The following is a 14,057-nucleotide window of genomic DNA, read 5'->3' as shown; positions in this document are numbered from 1 at the left end:
ACAATGAAACGTATGTTGATCAACGCAACTCAGCGTGAAGAGTTGCGCGTGGCCATTGTCGATGGCCAAACCCTTTACGATCTCGACATCGAAATTCCCTCCCGCGAACAGAAAAAGGCCAATATTTACAAGGGCCGCATCACCCGCGTGGAGCAATCCCTGGAAGCCTGCTTCGTCGACTACGGCGCCGAGCGTCACGGCTTTCTCCCCCTGAAAGAAATCGCCCGCGAGTACTTCACGCCGGGCCTGGACCCCAACAAGTCCAACATCCGCGACCTGCTGAAGGAAGGCCAGGAACTGGTCGTGCAGGTAGAAAAGGAAGAGCGCGGCAACAAGGGCGCGGCACTCACCACCTTCATCAGCCTTGCCGGCCGCTACATGGTGCTGATGCCTAACAACCCGAAGGCCGGCGGCGTGTCGCGCCGCATCGAGGGTGAAGATCGTCAGGCACTGAAGGAAGCGCTGGAGCACCTTACCGTGCCCGACGACGTGGGCCTGATCGTGCGCACCGCCGGCCTCGGCCGCGACGCCGAAGAGCTCCAGTGGGACCTCGATTACCTCCTGCAACTGTGGAAGGCCATTTCCGGCGCCGCCCAGGCACAGAAGGCCCCGTTCCTGATCTACCAGGAATCGAAGCTGTTCATCCGCGCCTTGCGCGACTACCTGCGCAATGACATCGGCGAAATCCTCATCGACGAAGAATCGCTCTACAACGATGCGCGCGAGTTCATGCAGCAGGTGATGCCCACCGCCCTGCGCAAGCTCAAGCTGTATCGCGACGACACGCCGCTGTTCTCGCGCTACCAGATCGAAACCCAGATCGAGAGCGCGTTCGACCGTCAGGTCCGCCTGCCCTCCGGCGGCTCGATCGTGATCGACCAGACCGAGGCGCTCACCGCCATCGATATCAACTCCTCGAAGGCCACCAAGGGCAGCGACATCGAGGAGACGGCGTTCAACACCAACCTCGAAGCGGCCACCGAGATCGCCCGCCAGCTGCGCATCCGCGATGCCGGCGGCCTGATCGTGATCGACTTTATCGACATGGACAGCCCCAAGCACCAGCGCGAGGTGGAAGAACGCCTCAAGGAAGCGCTGAAGCTGGATCGCGCCCGCGTTCAAATCGGCCGCATCAGCCGTTTCGGGCTGCTTGAAATGTCCCGTCAGCGCCTGCGCCCCAGCCTGGGTGAAGCGACCCAGATCGTCTGCCCGCGTTGCGACGGCCACGGCCATGTCCGCAGCGTGGAGTCGCTGTCGCTTTCGACCCTGCGACTCATTGAAGAGCACGCCATGAAGGACAACACCGGCCAGGTGCTGGTGCAGGCCCCGCCGAGCGTGGCCAACTTCATGCTTAACGAAAAGCGCGCGAGCGTGGTGGAGATCGAGCTGCGTAACAAGGTCCACGTGGTCATCGTGGCCGACGACAAGCTCGAAACCCCGCACATCGAGATCCAGCGCATCCGCGAAGCGGACATGGGTGAGCACAGCAAGCCCAGTTACGAGCGCCTCACTGCGGTGGAAGCATCGCCGATCCCCAAGATGGGCCAGGCCCTCGGCAGCAACGAGCAGCCCGCCGTGAGCGGTATCGTGCCCGCCACCCCGGCCCCGGTGCGCGAAGATGCCGCCAATGCCGTCGCCGCGACCCAGCCGGTCGCGCGCCAGGCCGCACCGGCACCTGCCCCGTCCGGCGGCGTCATCGCTCGCCTGTTCGGCTGGTTCCGCGGCACCAGCGCCCCGGCAACGCCGGCTCCGGCCGCACCTGCTGAAACCACGCAGCCACAGGCTCGCGGCAACCGTCGTGACGAGCGCGGTCGCCAGCAAAGCCAGGGCAACCGCGGCCAGCAACAGCAAGCTCGCCGCGAGTCCTCGCAGCCCCAGAAGGGTCAGCCGCAGGGCCAGGGCAAGGGCAACCGCCAGGAGCAGCAGCGCAACGCGGACCAGGTCAACAAGCAGCAGCGTCAGCAGCAAGCCCAGGGTGGCAAGCCTCAGGAGCCGCGCCAGCAGCAGCAACAGGGCAAGGCCACCGAGGGTGGTCAGCCGCAGGGTGAGCGCAAGCAGCAGCGCCAGGAACAGCAGCGCCAACCGCGCCCGGCCCAGCCGCAGGCACCGGCTCAACAGCCGACTCAGCCGCCAGCGAACAGCCAGCCCGCCACAGCGTCGCAGCCAGCGCCGGTAAGCGAACGTCCGCAGACTATCGCACCGGCCGCGACCCAGGCCGACGCTGCCAAGGACGCCGTCGCCATCGCGCAGCCCATCACCGATGGCGCCCCCGGCACGGAGAACCCCGCCGCGACCGCCGAAGGTGAAGGCGCGCAGACGCGCCGCCGTCGCGGTCGTCGCGGTGGTCGCCGCCGTCGTCGCCACGAGGACGCTACCCAGCAGGCCAACGACATCCAAGCAGAAGGCGCTGATGGCCTTGATCTGGATGACGAGGACCGCGACGAAGAGTCGACTGCCGGAGAGCACACTGCGCCGATGAACACCCCGACAGGGACCGCTGGCGTCGCCGTTGCCGCAGTTGCCACGGCCGTCATCGCTGCCGAAGCGTCGTCGCACGCCGCCAAGGCTGAGCCGATGCCAGCCAAGGACGTACTGAGCGCCGTTTCGCCCGCATCGTTCAATCTGCCCAGCCTGCCCCCGATCCCGGATCAGCCGGCAGAGGAAGTCGTCGCCGCACCGACGGCCATCGATGCCGTCCATATCGAAAGCGCTCCGCCGGAGGCATCCCCCGTCGAAGTGGTGGCCACCCCTCAAACAGCGGTTGAACCGCCCCCGGTGATCACCGTCGCCACGGTGGAGCCCATCGTCGAGTCCATCGCCGAGCCGGTCTTCAAGCACGAAGCTCCGCTGACCGCCGACGTGCATGCCAGCACCACGCATGCACCAGAGGCACCGGCTGCACCCGTCGACACCGTGCCCGAATCGGTCGACGTCTCGCTGGATCTGCAGCCGCCGGTTGAGACGGTTGCGCATGCCGCACCGGCCGCCATCGAGCCATCGCTCGATAACGTGAAGGTGGAAGCCGAACACGTTCCGACGACCGAGCCGGTGAGCGCGCCCGTGATGCCACACCAGGGTGACCTGCTGGCCCATGCTGACGTCGCCATTGTGCCGGCACATGCACCGACGATCGAAAGCGACGCCGAAGAGCCCAAGAAGGACGCCTCGCACGGTTAACCCGCGAGGCTTTCTCTCAGGCATAAAAAAGCCGGACATCAGTCCGGCTTTTTTATGCGATGACAACAGGCAACAAGTTCAGGTGCCTACCTGGTTATTGTGCGTATCCAGCAACCCGTGGATGGTCATCAGATGCGCCAGGCTGATCACGTGATCCACCTGCAGCTTCTCCATCAGCCGCTGCTTATACGTCGACACGGTCTTCGGGCTCAGGTTCAACTGTTCGCCGATCATGGTGAGCGGCTTGCCGCGCACCAACATCATGGCCACTTCCAACTCGCGACTGGACAGCGCATCGAACGGCGAACCCTCGCCATCGAGTGTGGCCAGCGCCAACTGCTGTGCGACTGCGGGAGCAAGGTAACGGCGGCCCGTGGCCACCTGTCGCACAGCCTCCAACAACTCCTCGGACGTGCAACCCTTGGTGAGATAGCCCAACGCACCCGCGTCGAGCAAGCGCTTCGGGAAGCGCGCATCGTCCACCACAGTAACAATGATGATGTGGGTGGACATCTTGGAGCGCGCGACGCGCTCAGTCAGTTCGATACCGCTCATGCCGGGCATATGTACGTCTACTAGCGCGATGTCCGGCGCGCGCGCGCGGATAAGGCGAAGGCCTTCTTCGGCAGTCCCTGCCTCACCACTGATGTAGATATCTGGCTGCTGCTGCAGGATCATCCTGAAGCCTGTGCGAACCAGCTCGTGATCGTCGACCAGCACTACTTTGATCACAGGCGCCCTCCGTGGAAAGATTCATCGACCTTAGGACGCACAAAGGTGCTATGCAAGCCGAGATAACGCCCCGATAGCACCACCTTACAGGATGATCAGTGCGACACCTACAGGATCACTCTCGAAGCTTTTAGGTCACTTACTCGACGCCTGTCGACCAATTGCGCAGGCCTGCTTCGTCGAGATCAATCTCTTCGATATGCACTGTCATCACGCGGCCTTCATCATCAACCCAATGCTGCGTTCCCGTGCGTCGCTCCACGCCAGTCACGAGCGCACCATGGGTGAGCGCGACGTCGCCGGCATGCGTGCCCACCACGTAACCCTCAGGCAACGCGGCAGCCACGCGATCATCGTAAGGACCCAGAAATCTCACCGCACTCATGCGTGCTCCTGGTGAATTTCGAAGAAGAAGAACAACGCCGTCCCTTGGTGCCCGGAGCGGGGATCGAACCCGCATAGCCTTTCGGCTGAGGGATTTTAAGTCCCTTGCGTCTACCAGTTTCGCCATCCGGGCGCACATGGAAGGGATGCGCATCCTAGCATGCACCTGATCGCTCGCCGTGTGGGCGCGGCGGCGCCGGCACATATAAAGAAAAACCCGCCAGGCGGCGGGTCTTCACTTGCGCAATGGAGGCCAGGGTCGGAATCGAACCGGCGTACACGGCTTTGCAGGCCGCTGCATGACCACTCTGCCACCTGGCCATTGCGCGCGAATCGTAACGCGAAACGTTACGCATCGCTCTAAAAAAACAAAACCTCGGCGTTCCGAGGTTTTGTCAAAAACTGGAGCGGGAAACGAGACTCGAACTCGCGACCCCGACCTTGGCAAGGTCGTGCTCTACCAACTGAGCTATTCCCGCATCGGAGTCGCGCATTTTAATGGGTTATGGCGGCCCGTCAAGCACCTGTGATGAAAATATTTCAGTCGTCGCCACGCGGCAGCATGCCCGGCTGTCCATCGCCCTTGAGACTGGGCCACGCGGCGCGCAAGTAATAGAGGCCCGACCAGATGGTGAGCACGCCGGCAATCACCAGCAACGCCTCACCGATGTGATATAGACGAAGCGCCTCGGCGCTCTTCTCGTGCTGCACGATCAGCACCACCAGGGCCACCATCTGCATGGCGGTCTTGAGCTTGCCGATAAAGGCGACCTTGACCGTGGCGCGCATGCCGATTTCGGCCATCCACTCGCGCAACGCGGAAACACTGATCTCGCGCCCCACGATGATGGCTGCGGTCACAGCCATGAGGATGCCCGGCCAACCTCCACGGTGCGTCTCCACCAGCAGAAACAGCGTGACCGCCACCATCAACTTGTCGGCCACCGGGTCAAGGAAAGCACCGAAGGCGGAGGTGAGATTGAGGCGGCGCGCCAGGTAGCCATCCAGCCAATCGGTCAGCGCGGCAAGCATGAATACGATGGCTGCCGTGATGTTGTGGCCAGGAAACTGCCAATAGAACACCACCACCATCACGGGCAATAGCAGAACACGGAACAGGGTGAGCCAAGTGGGCAGGTTGATGCGCATAGATAAATCCGAATGAGTTCTGCCAGGAGCGCGATCGCGTCACTGCAACCTAGCCATGAAGTACAGCATAAATGCGTTCGGCCAGCCCGCGATCAATGCCTTTGACTTGCATCAATTCCTCCACACCTGCCGCCTCCACACCAGCCAGGCCGCCGAAGGCCTTCAACAGCGCCGAGCGGCGGCGCGCGCCCACGCCGGGCACTTCCTCCAGCACGCTGCGTTCGCGGGCCTTCTCGCGGCGCTTGCGGTGCCCACTGATGGCGAAGCGATGTGCCTCGTCGCGTACGGCGGCCACCAGGTGCAGCGCCGGTGACGAGGACCCTGGGTGCAGGTGACGCCCCGAGTCCGCCAATACAAGGGTTTCCTCGCCAGCACGCCGCCCCGGCCCTTTGGCCACGCCCACCACGTGGATGCCGGCAACGCCTAGCTCCTGGAGCACGTCCAGCGCTTGTCGTACTTGTCCGCTACCACCGTCGATCAGCAGCACATCCGGCCTGGCACCCTCGCCTTCAGCCACCTTGCGGAAGCGCCGCACCAGCGCCTGATGCATGGCCGCGTAATCGTCGCCCGGCGTGATGCCATTGATGTTGAAGCGGCGGTAATGCGATTTCTCGGGCCCTTCCGGCCCGAATACAACGCATGAGGCCACCGTCAACTCGCCCAGGGTATGGCTGATATCGAAGCATTCGATACGACGCGGCGGCTCGTCCAGCTCCAGCACGCGCTGCAAATCGTCGAAGCGTGCCCCGAGGTTCTGCCGACTGGCGAGACGCGCGGTCAGTGAGGCCTGCGCATTGCGCTCGGCCATCTGCAGGAAGCGCGCGCGCTCGCCGCGCACGCTGGACTTGAGCTCCACCGCATGACCCGACTGCTCGGCCAGCATCTCGGCAAGGATGTCCTGACTCGGTAGGGTCTCACCAAGAATCAACTCGCGCGGCACTGGGCGATCCAGGTAGTACTGGGCGATGAACTGCTCCAGCACGTCCGCCGGCTCGGCATCCAGCGGCAACCGCGGAAAGAAGTCGCGCGTGCCCAGACTAATACCGTTACGGAAGAACAATACGCTGACGCAGGCCATGTCGGCCTCGATTCGGCAGGCCAGCACGTCCATGTCCGCACTCGCGCCTTGCACGTGGTGCTCAGCCTGCAGCTTTCGCAACGCGGCCACCTGGTCGCGCAAGGCGGCCGCGCGTTCGAATTCCAGTGCCTTGCTGGCCTGCTCCATCTGCCCCGCAAGCTCATCGATCACCGCGCTACTGCGCCCCTCCAGGAACATCTCCGCGTGGCGCACATCGTTACGGTAATCCGCCACGGTGATGAGCTGCACGCACGGCGCCGTGCAGCGCCCTATCTGATGCTGCAAACAGGGCCGCGAACGGTTCTTGAAGTAGCTATCCTCGCACTGGCGCACCTTGAATAGCTTCTGCATCAAGTTGAGGCTTTCGCGCACGGCGAAGGTGCTGGGATACGGGCCGAAATAGCGTCCAGGCAGATTGCGCGCACCGCGATGAAAGGCCAGGCGCGGGTAATCCTCACCGCCCGACAAATAGATGTACGGGTAGCTTTTGTCGTCGCGCAGCAGAATGTTGTAACGCGGCTTGAGCGACTTGATCAGCTGCGATTCCAGCAGCAAGGCCTCGCCCTCGGTGCGTGTCACCGTGATCTCGGCACGCGCGATCTGCGACACCATGGCCGCGATACGCGGCTCCATGCGGGGCTTGAGGAAGTAGCTACCTACGCGCTTCTTTAAGCTCCCGGCCTTGCCCACGTACAGCAGGTCGCCTTGCGCATCGAAATAACGATAGACGCCGGGGGAAGTCGTGAGGGTCTTGACGAAGGCCTTACCGTCGAAGGCTTGCGGCGTATCGGGCTGCATTCATGGATTCTAGCGGTTTTCAGGTCCGCCGAAGGCGCTCGATCAGGCCATCCACACCCAGTTCGGCCAGCGCGACAGCGTCGCGAAACCCCTGCATGTCACCAAAGTAGGGATCAGGGAACTCCATGGGTGTACGCAGGCCCGACCACGGCAGGAAAAGCTCGGCCGGCGCCCCGCGCCCACCCCGCAAGGACACCAGCGTCTCCAGGTTGTCGCAATCCATCGCCAGCACCCAGTCGTAACTCGCGAAATCCCCGGCCTGCACCTGGCGCGCGCGATGCGGAGCAAGGTCATACCCTGCCGCTGCCGCGGCGCGCACCATACGCGGATCGGCCCCTTTCCCGATGTGCCAGCTCCCCGTCCCACAAGAAGCAACATCGACCTGCAGCCCGGCCTGCGCGCAGCGCTGGCGCGCCACCGCCTCCACCAGAGGGGAGCGGCAAATGTTTCCCAAGCACACGAAGAGCATGGACACGGGCGATTTTTGCGAGGGCATGGGGGCTATCCTGACAGACCGGGGCGTACCACGAAGCGCTCACGCCACGCCATAACGGCCAACAACCCGCCACCTTAGCGACCGGGACTTTCCATGGGCTGTCTACCGCTCCCTATTTTGCTTGTGCTTGGCTTCCTGATTGGCCGTACGCTGGGTGGAGACCATGGGGCGCTATGGGGCGCCGGCACAGGTCTGCTCGTCGGCATCGTGCTCGCGGCTTTGTTCATTGGGCTGGTGCGGCGCAGGCACTGACGATCAGCCCTGCGCCAGCCAACGCTCGGCGCGCTCCAGGTCAGCCTCGGTGTCGATGCCCGGCGGGAAAGGCTCCGGCGTAAGACGCACGGCAATGGGATGACCGTGCTCCATCACGCGCAGCTGCTCCAGCGACTCCGCTTGCTCCAACGGCGTGCGCGTCAGTGTGGTGTAGCGTTTAAGAAAGCCCGCTCGATAGGCATAGATGCCGATGTGGCGCAGGAACGGCGCCTCGTCCGGCAGGGATTCGCGATGCTGGGCGAATGCATCGCGCGCCCAGGGTATCGGTGCGCGACTGAAGTACAAAGCCCGCCCTTGTGCGTTGCACACCAGCTTCACCACATTGGGATCGAACAATTCGTGCGCCTCGGTCACGGGAGTCGCCAGCGTGGCAACCGGCGCATCGTCCTCGGCTAGCGCGCGAGCCACCTCGCGGATGCCGGCAGCGGGCGCGAAAGGCTCATCGCCCTGAAGGTTCACCACGATTTGATCGTCGGCCCAACCGTAGTGCTGTGCGCACTCAGCCAAACGGTCGCTACCGGAGGCGTGATCCACCCTTGTCATACACACATCCACGCCCTGCCCGGCCAATACGTCGGCAATGCGCGGATCATCCACGGCCACCACCACCTGCGATGCTCCGGCCTGCAAGGCGCGCTGAGCCACGCGCACCACCATGGGCACACCGCCGATCTCACGCAACGGCTTGGCCGGGAGACGCGTGGAGCCATAGCGGGCAGGAACGGCGACGATGAACGGCGGATGGGCTTGGGACATGACAACCTCACTGACAGGTCGCCAAGCCTACCCGCAAAAGGGCCATGCCCGCATGCTCAGGTCAGATGGAAGCCGCAGCCGTTGGCCAGAGACACGAACCCGGGGAAGGATGTCGCCACGTTGGCGCAGTCCTGGATAACCACCGGCGCCTGTGCGACCAGCCCAGCCACGGCAAAGCTCATGGCGATGCGATGGTCGCCGTGGCTCTCGATGCTGCCGCCAGCTAGCGCGCCACCATCGATCACCGCGCCATCCGGTGTTTCCTGTATCGCGACACCCAGGGCCAGCAGCCCCTTCGCCATGCTGGCGATGCGATCGGACTCCTTCACCCGCAACTCGGCAGCGCCGCGCACCACCGTGCGCCCCTCAGCGGCGGCGGCAGCGATGAACAGCGCGGGAAACTCGTCGATCATGTCCGGCACCAGCGATTCCGGCAGTTCGGTGCCATGCAGAGGCGCATGCGTCACCACCAGATCGCCCACAGGCTCACCACCACTCTCGTGCTCGTTCTCCACGCGAATGTCTGCGCCCATCAGGCGCAGCGCCTGCAGCAGCCCGGTGCGACGCGGGTTGAGGCCCACGGACTTCAGGCGCAACTGCGAGCCCGGCACGATACTCGCTGCCACAAGAAAGAAAGCCGCGGAAGAGAAATCGGCCGGAACGTCCACATCCGTCGCACGCAACGCGTGACCACCACTCAGCCGAGCCCGCCCAGGCGAGAACTCGATCGGCCAGCCGAAAGCCGCCAGCATGCGCTCCGTGTAGTCGCGCGTGGGGTGCGGCTCGATGACCTCGGTCTCGCCCTGCGCGTACAGGCCCGCCAACAGCAACGCGGATTTCACCTGGGCACTGGCCACCGGCAAGGTGTAGTGGATGCCGCGCAGCGCGCGACCGCCACGCACCTGCAATGGCGGCAAACCTTCCTGCGTGTCGATCTGCGCACCCATCCGCGCCAGCGGCTCGGTGACACGCCGCATCGGGCGGCGAGACAGGGACTCATCGCCCACCAGAGTGCTGTCGAAGGCCTGGCCCGCGAGCAGGCCGGCCAGCAGCCGCATGCCCGTGCCGGCGTTGCCGCAATCGAGCGCCTGCGACGTGCCACGCAGGCCATGCAGGCCCACGCCATGCACTACGCGCTCGCCGTCACCCAGCGTTTCGATGCGTACGCCCAATTGCTGCAATACGGCGGCGGTGGCGCGGGTATCTTCGCCTTCGAGGAATCCGCGTATGTGCGAGGTACCATCCGCCAGCGCGCCCAGCATGAGCGCGCGATGCGAGACCGATTTGTCACCGGGCACGCGTACGTCGCCGTGCAGCGCCTGGCCGGCATGACTGGTCCAATCAAGTCGTGTCACGAACATCTCCATGGGCGATCGCGCGACCGCCGCAAATATCAGGGCAGCGCCACAGGATAGGAACCAAGCACACGCACCTTGGCGGCCGCCTCGCCCATTTCCTTCATGGCTGCCTGCATCGGCTCATCGTTGACGTGGCCGGATACGTCGATGAAGAACGCGTACTGCCACTTGCCCGAGTGTGCCGGACGCGACTCGATGCGGTTGAGGCTGAGACCGTGCTCGGCAAAGGGCTTGAGCACGTGATAGAGCGCGCCCGGCTTGTCGTTCACGGTAATCAACAACGACGTGCGATCGTTGCCCGAAGGCGGAAACAGCGAGCGACCGATTACCAGGAAGCGTGTGGTGTTGTCGGCGCGATCCTCGATGGCCTGCGCGACCGTCTTGAGGCCATAGACGCGGCCGGCCGTTTCACCAGCAATCGCACCTGCATCGTCCGCATGGCGTGCAAGGCGCGCCGCTTCGGCATTGCTGCTGACGGCGATGCACTCCACGCCGGGGAGGTTGATACGAAGCCAGGTCTTGCACTGCTGCAGCGACTGCGCATGTGCATAAACGCGCTTGATGCCTTCGAGGCTGCCGTGCAACGAATGCAGGCATTGGTGCACGCGAAGTTCGACTTCACCGCAAATGGTGGCCTCGGAGGTGAGGAACATGTCCAGGGTCACCTGGATCATGCCCTGCCCCGAATTCTCTACCGGCACCACGCCGAAGTCGGCATGGCCGGCGGCCACTTCCTGGAACACCTCTTCGATGCTGCCCAGCGGCAGGCCGTAGGCGGCGTGGCCGAAATGCTTGCGCACAGCCTGCTCGCTGAAAGTGCCTTCCGGCCCCAGGAAACCCACCTTGAGGGGGTCTTCCTGAGCAAGGCAGGAGGACATGATCTCGCGAAACAGCCGCACCATCTCCGTGTCGGTGAGCGGGCCGTTGTTGCGATCCACCACCATGCGCAGTACATGCGCCTCGCGCTCGGGGCGGTAATAGTCGATAGCCGACAGTCCCTCACCCTTGACGCGGGCCACTTCCTGCGCCCAACCGGCGCGCTCGGAAATCAGTTGCTGGATCTGCCGATCGATGCTGTCGATGTGCTCGCGCACCTCGGAGAGCGAGGATTTCTTGTCGGTCATGTCGATGGTTCTGGAGGGAAAGCAGTCTAAACGGGGAACCAGGGATAGTCGGCCATAGCCGCCCCTGGCCGCAACGGTTTCATCCGTGACGTTTTGCGAAATCGGCCATGAAGGACACCAGCGCCTGCACCGCTTCCAGCGGCACCGCGTTGTAGATGGATGCCCGCATGCCACCCAAGGCCTTGTGTCCCTTCAGCGCAAGCAGCCCAGCCGCCTCGGATTCCTTGAGGAATTCGGCATCCAGTGCACTGTTGTGGAGGGTGAACGGCACATTCATGAGCGAACGCGCCGAACGCTCCACCGGGCTGCGGTAATAGCCGTCGGAACCGTCGATAGCTCCGTACAACAGGCCCGCTTTCGCTTCGTTGCGCTGGCGCATCGCGGACAATCCGCCCTGCTCCTTGAGCCACTGAAAGGTGAGCCCCGCCAGATACCAGCCCCATGTATTGGGTGTATTGAGCATGGAGTCATTCGCTGCATGGTCCGCATACCGGAAAATGCGCGCCATCGGTCGTGTGGGACGCTCCAGCAAGTCGCGACGCACGATCATCACCACCAGGCCTGAAGGGCCGATGTTCTTCTGCGCGCCGGCGTAGATGAGCCCGAACTTGGTCACATCCACCGGTCGCGACAGAATGTCCGACGACATATCCGCCACCAGCGGCACATCACCGACGTTAGGCACATCGTGAAACTCCACGCCGTGGATGGTTTCGTTGCTCACGTAATGCACGTACGACGCGTGCGGATCGAGCTGCCAGGTATCGCGCGGCGGCAGTCGCAGGTAGTGCTCGCCCTTGCTGCTGGCGGCCACGTTCACCTTCACGTAGGGGCCCGCTTCGCTGGCGGCCTTTTCGCCCCAGTGGCCGGTCACGATGTAGTCGGCATGACCGCCCTCGGGTGCGAGGTTCATCGGGATCTGAGCAAAGTGCTGAGTTGCACCGCCCTGAAGAAACAGCACCGCGTAATTCTCGGGAATCGCCAGCAGTTCGCGCAGATCGGCTTCGGCTTGCTGGGCAAGCCCCATGAAAAGCTTGCCTCGATGCGACAACTCCATCACCGATGCACCGCAGCCTTGCCAATCGAGCAACTCGCGCTGGGCGCGCTCGAGTACGGCTTGCGGGAGCGCGGCCGGGCCTGCGCTGAAATTCCAGAGTCTGCTCACTGACGACGCCTTTGCGGGTGGAATCACCGCATTATGCCGCGTCGCAGCAAGGCAAGGTCAACCGATAGGGCAAAGCCCTCGAAAAGCCCGATTGGCCGCTTAAAAACGCACCAACAGCGCCACGGCAATACCCAACGCAAGCACGGCGGCCGTGGCAATGAGCCACCACACCTCGCCACGGGGGCCGGCGTCTTCCTCCGGCAAATGCTCGGTGACGGGCTCGGGTCGGGCCAGCTCCGGCTCCGGCTCCAGGCCAGGGGCATCCACGACGAAACGATGCATGCCTAGACCGATCTGATCGCCGGGCCGCAGCGTGGCCTGGGTTACCGGCACGCCATTGACCCGCAAGGGATAACGCGCGGAAACCTGGCCGGCTTCCAGCACCAACTGCCCTTGGTGCCACACAATGAGCAATGAGGCGGTTTCGCCCTGGGGCAACTCCAGCGGCATACGACCGAGCGGCCCCAGTTCCAGTCGCTCCTGGAGCGACAGCACTCGCCCGGAAAGCGGTCCAGCCACAGCGCGCAAGGCTACCGTGCAGCGCCCCTCGGTCGGCACCGTCACTGGAAGGCTGTGAGCGGGCTCCTCTTCAGCACGCAGGAGCATGCGACAGTCGCCCACGCTCAGAATGTCTCCCGGACGCAGCATGGCCTTCTCGCGAACCGGCCGTGCATTCACGTAGACGCGCCCGCCATCGGGAAGCACCTGCATGACCCAGCCGCGGCGATCCACCTGGATGCGCAAATGGTGCGGGCTGGCCTGGCCAACAGCCAGGACCAAGTCGTTGTCCGGCGCACTACCGATACGCAACGCAGGAGCATCCCAGTGGAAATCCTCTCGGGCCGAATTGGGAAACTCGATGCGCATCAGGTAACCAGTCGTCAGACGGCCGGGACTCTAACAGATGCGCGCGTTCTCTCCGAGCGCATCTGGCATACCATGTGCGTTTACCCCGCTTGAGGAAGCCCCATGCCCAAGATCGACATTACCCGCCCCCACCAGCTCTCCATTGACGAGGCGCGCGCCGTGGTGGACCAGGTCGCCGCCCGCATGCGGGAAAAGTTCGGCATGGATGGTCAGTGGCAGGGCGATACCCTCACCTTTTCCCGCCCCGGCGTGAACGGGAGCATTGCCGTGGCCGGTGACGCCATTCGTGTCTCGGCCGAGCTTGGGATGATGCTGGCGCCCCTCAAAGGCATGGTGGAGCAGGAGATCCGTCGCAAGCTGGATGAGCACTTCGGCTGATGTTTCTTTAACCAGTCCGATTTTCGTGGCATAATCGACGGCTTACGCGGCCATGACGGCCGCCATATCCCACACCGGAACGCATGGCCAAAGACGACGTCATCGAAATGGAAGGCACGGTCCAGGAGACCCTGCCCAACACCATGTTCCGCGTGCAGCTGGAAAACGGCCATGTCATCACGGCCCATATTTCCGGGCGCATGCGCAAGCATTACATCCGCATCCTCACCGGCGACAAGGTGAAGGTGGAGATGACCCCGTACGACCTGACCAAGGGTCGTATCACCTACCGCATGAAGTAAGCCGCCCGGCGTTACGCCGA

Annotated in this window: 13 protein-coding genes and 3 tRNA genes; 3 read left to right on the top strand and 13 right to left on the bottom strand. The window is 63.8% G+C overall.

Annotated features, from left to right (window positions below; genetic code table 11):
* Positions 1-3 precede the first annotated feature (3 nt).
* Positions 4-3,177 (top strand): Rne/Rng family ribonuclease, encoded by a 3,174-nt coding sequence (locus tag AC3G2C_RS09120; RefSeq protein WP_488384317.1) that lies wholly within the window; start codon positions 4-6, stop codon positions 3,175-3,177.
* 78 nt (positions 3,178-3,255) lie between these two features.
* On the opposite strand, the gene AC3G2C_RS09115 is transcribed toward AC3G2C_RS09120, so the two are convergent.
* The 13 genes from AC3G2C_RS09115 to AC3G2C_RS09055 form a co-directional block, all read right to left on the bottom strand.
* Positions 3,256-3,909 carry a response regulator gene (locus AC3G2C_RS09115; protein WP_488384316.1) on the bottom strand — a complete coding sequence of 218 codons (654 nt, stop codon included), beginning with the start codon at positions 3,907-3,909 and terminating at the stop codon, positions 3,256-3,258.
* A gap of 139 nt (positions 3,910-4,048) precedes the next feature.
* Positions 4,049-4,294: a hypothetical protein gene (locus AC3G2C_RS09110; protein WP_488384315.1), complete on the bottom strand. Its 246-nt coding sequence runs from the start codon at positions 4,292-4,294 to the stop codon at positions 4,049-4,051.
* Between the two features lie 45 nt (positions 4,295-4,339).
* Positions 4,340-4,426: transfer RNA gene (locus tag AC3G2C_RS09105), tRNA-Leu, on the bottom strand.
* Positions 4,427-4,540: 114 nt separating this feature from the next.
* Positions 4,541-4,614 (bottom strand) — tRNA-Cys (locus AC3G2C_RS09100).
* Between the two features lie 82 nt (positions 4,615-4,696).
* Positions 4,697-4,772, bottom strand: a tRNA-Gly gene (locus AC3G2C_RS09095).
* Positions 4,773-4,833: 61 nt separating this feature from the next.
* Positions 4,834-5,442: a CDP-diacylglycerol--glycerol-3-phosphate 3-phosphatidyltransferase gene (pgsA, locus tag AC3G2C_RS09090; RefSeq protein WP_488384314.1), complete on the bottom strand. Its 609-nt coding sequence runs from the start codon at positions 5,440-5,442 to the stop codon at positions 4,834-4,836.
* Between the two features lie 49 nt (positions 5,443-5,491).
* A complete protein-coding gene (gene uvrC, locus AC3G2C_RS09085; RefSeq protein WP_488384313.1) occupies positions 5,492-7,318 on the bottom strand; it encodes an excinuclease ABC subunit UvrC in 1,827 nt (608 codons plus the stop codon).
* Positions 7,319-7,337: 19 nt separating this feature from the next.
* Entirely contained in the window at positions 7,338-7,787 is a 450-nt protein-coding gene (locus tag AC3G2C_RS09080; RefSeq protein ID WP_488384721.1) for a low molecular weight protein-tyrosine-phosphatase, read from the bottom strand.
* A 282-nt stretch (positions 7,788-8,069) separates the two neighbouring features.
* Complete coding sequence (gene kdsB, locus AC3G2C_RS09075) at positions 8,070-8,843, bottom strand: 3-deoxy-manno-octulosonate cytidylyltransferase (RefSeq protein WP_488384312.1); 774 nt, start codon at positions 8,841-8,843, stop codon at positions 8,070-8,072.
* A 56-nt stretch (positions 8,844-8,899) separates the two neighbouring features.
* Positions 8,900-10,204 (bottom strand): 3-phosphoshikimate 1-carboxyvinyltransferase, encoded by a 1,305-nt coding sequence (gene aroA, locus AC3G2C_RS09070; protein WP_488384720.1) that lies wholly within the window; start codon positions 10,202-10,204, stop codon positions 8,900-8,902.
* 32 nt (positions 10,205-10,236) lie between these two features.
* Positions 10,237-11,325, bottom strand: coding sequence for a prephenate dehydratase (gene pheA / locus AC3G2C_RS09065; protein WP_488384311.1), 1,089 nt, complete (start codon positions 11,323-11,325; stop codon positions 10,237-10,239).
* 79 nt (positions 11,326-11,404) lie between these two features.
* Positions 11,405-12,490 (bottom strand): 3-phosphoserine/phosphohydroxythreonine transaminase, encoded by a 1,086-nt coding sequence (serC, locus tag AC3G2C_RS09060; RefSeq protein WP_488384310.1) that lies wholly within the window; start codon positions 12,488-12,490, stop codon positions 11,405-11,407.
* Between the two features lie 99 nt (positions 12,491-12,589).
* Positions 12,590-13,357, bottom strand: coding sequence for an FHA domain-containing protein (locus AC3G2C_RS09055; protein WP_488384309.1), 768 nt, complete (start codon positions 13,355-13,357; stop codon positions 12,590-12,592).
* A 102-nt stretch (positions 13,358-13,459) separates the two neighbouring features.
* Here AC3G2C_RS09055 and AC3G2C_RS09050 point away from each other — a divergent pair, with 102 nt between their 5' ends.
* Together AC3G2C_RS09050 and infA are read left to right on the top strand one after the other, a co-directional pair.
* A complete protein-coding gene (locus AC3G2C_RS09050) occupies positions 13,460-13,735 on the top strand; it encodes a polyhydroxyalkanoic acid system family protein (RefSeq protein ID WP_488384308.1) in 276 nt (91 codons plus the stop codon).
* Between the two features lie 83 nt (positions 13,736-13,818).
* The gene (gene infA, locus AC3G2C_RS09045; RefSeq protein WP_019466733.1) at positions 13,819-14,037 is read left to right on the top strand and encodes a translation initiation factor IF-1; all 219 of its coding nucleotides are present in this window, start codon (positions 13,819-13,821) and stop codon (positions 14,035-14,037) included.
* Positions 14,038-14,057 lie beyond the last annotated feature (20 nt).

It is taken from the genome of Frateuria sp. sgz306004, assembly GCF_057750885.1.
Note: the sequence above shows the minus strand (reverse complement) of the source record. Positions and strands in the feature narration are given on the sequence as shown.

What these genes read in the sequence shown, in the direction of transcription:
- AC3G2C_RS09050 (WP_488384308.1), top strand. Translation starts at nt 13,460, where the DNA reads ATGCCCAAGATCGACATTACCCGCCCCCACCAGCTCTCCATTGACGAG.
- infA (WP_019466733.1), top strand. Translation starts at nt 13,819, where the DNA reads ATGGCCAAAGACGACGTCATCGAAATGGAAGGCACGGTCCAGGAGACC.
- pheA (WP_488384311.1), bottom strand. Translation starts at nt 11,325, where the DNA reads ATGACCGACAAGAAATCCTCGCTCTCCGAGGTGCGCGAGCACATCGAC.
- uvrC (WP_488384313.1), bottom strand. Translation starts at nt 7,318, where the DNA reads ATGCAGCCCGATACGCCGCAAGCCTTCGACGGTAAGGCCTTCGTCAAG.
- AC3G2C_RS09120 (WP_488384317.1), top strand. Translation starts at nt 4, where the DNA reads ATGAAACGTATGTTGATCAACGCAACTCAGCGTGAAGAGTTGCGCGTG.
- AC3G2C_RS09080 (WP_488384721.1), bottom strand. Translation starts at nt 7,787, where the DNA reads ATGCTCTTCGTGTGCTTGGGAAACATTTGCCGCTCCCCTCTGGTGGAG.
- AC3G2C_RS09110 (WP_488384315.1), bottom strand. Translation starts at nt 4,294, where the DNA reads ATGAGTGCGGTGAGATTTCTGGGTCCTTACGATGATCGCGTGGCTGCC.
- kdsB (WP_488384312.1), bottom strand. Translation starts at nt 8,843, where the DNA reads ATGTCCCAAGCCCATCCGCCGTTCATCGTCGCCGTTCCTGCCCGCTAT.
- pgsA (WP_488384314.1), bottom strand. Translation starts at nt 5,442, where the DNA reads ATGCGCATCAACCTGCCCACTTGGCTCACCCTGTTCCGTGTTCTGCTA.
- aroA (WP_488384720.1), bottom strand. Translation starts at nt 10,204, where the DNA reads ATGTTCGTGACACGACTTGATTGGACCAGTCATGCCGGCCAGGCGCTG.
- AC3G2C_RS09055 (WP_488384309.1), bottom strand. Translation starts at nt 13,357, where the DNA reads ATGCGCATCGAGTTTCCCAATTCGGCCCGAGAGGATTTCCACTGGGAT.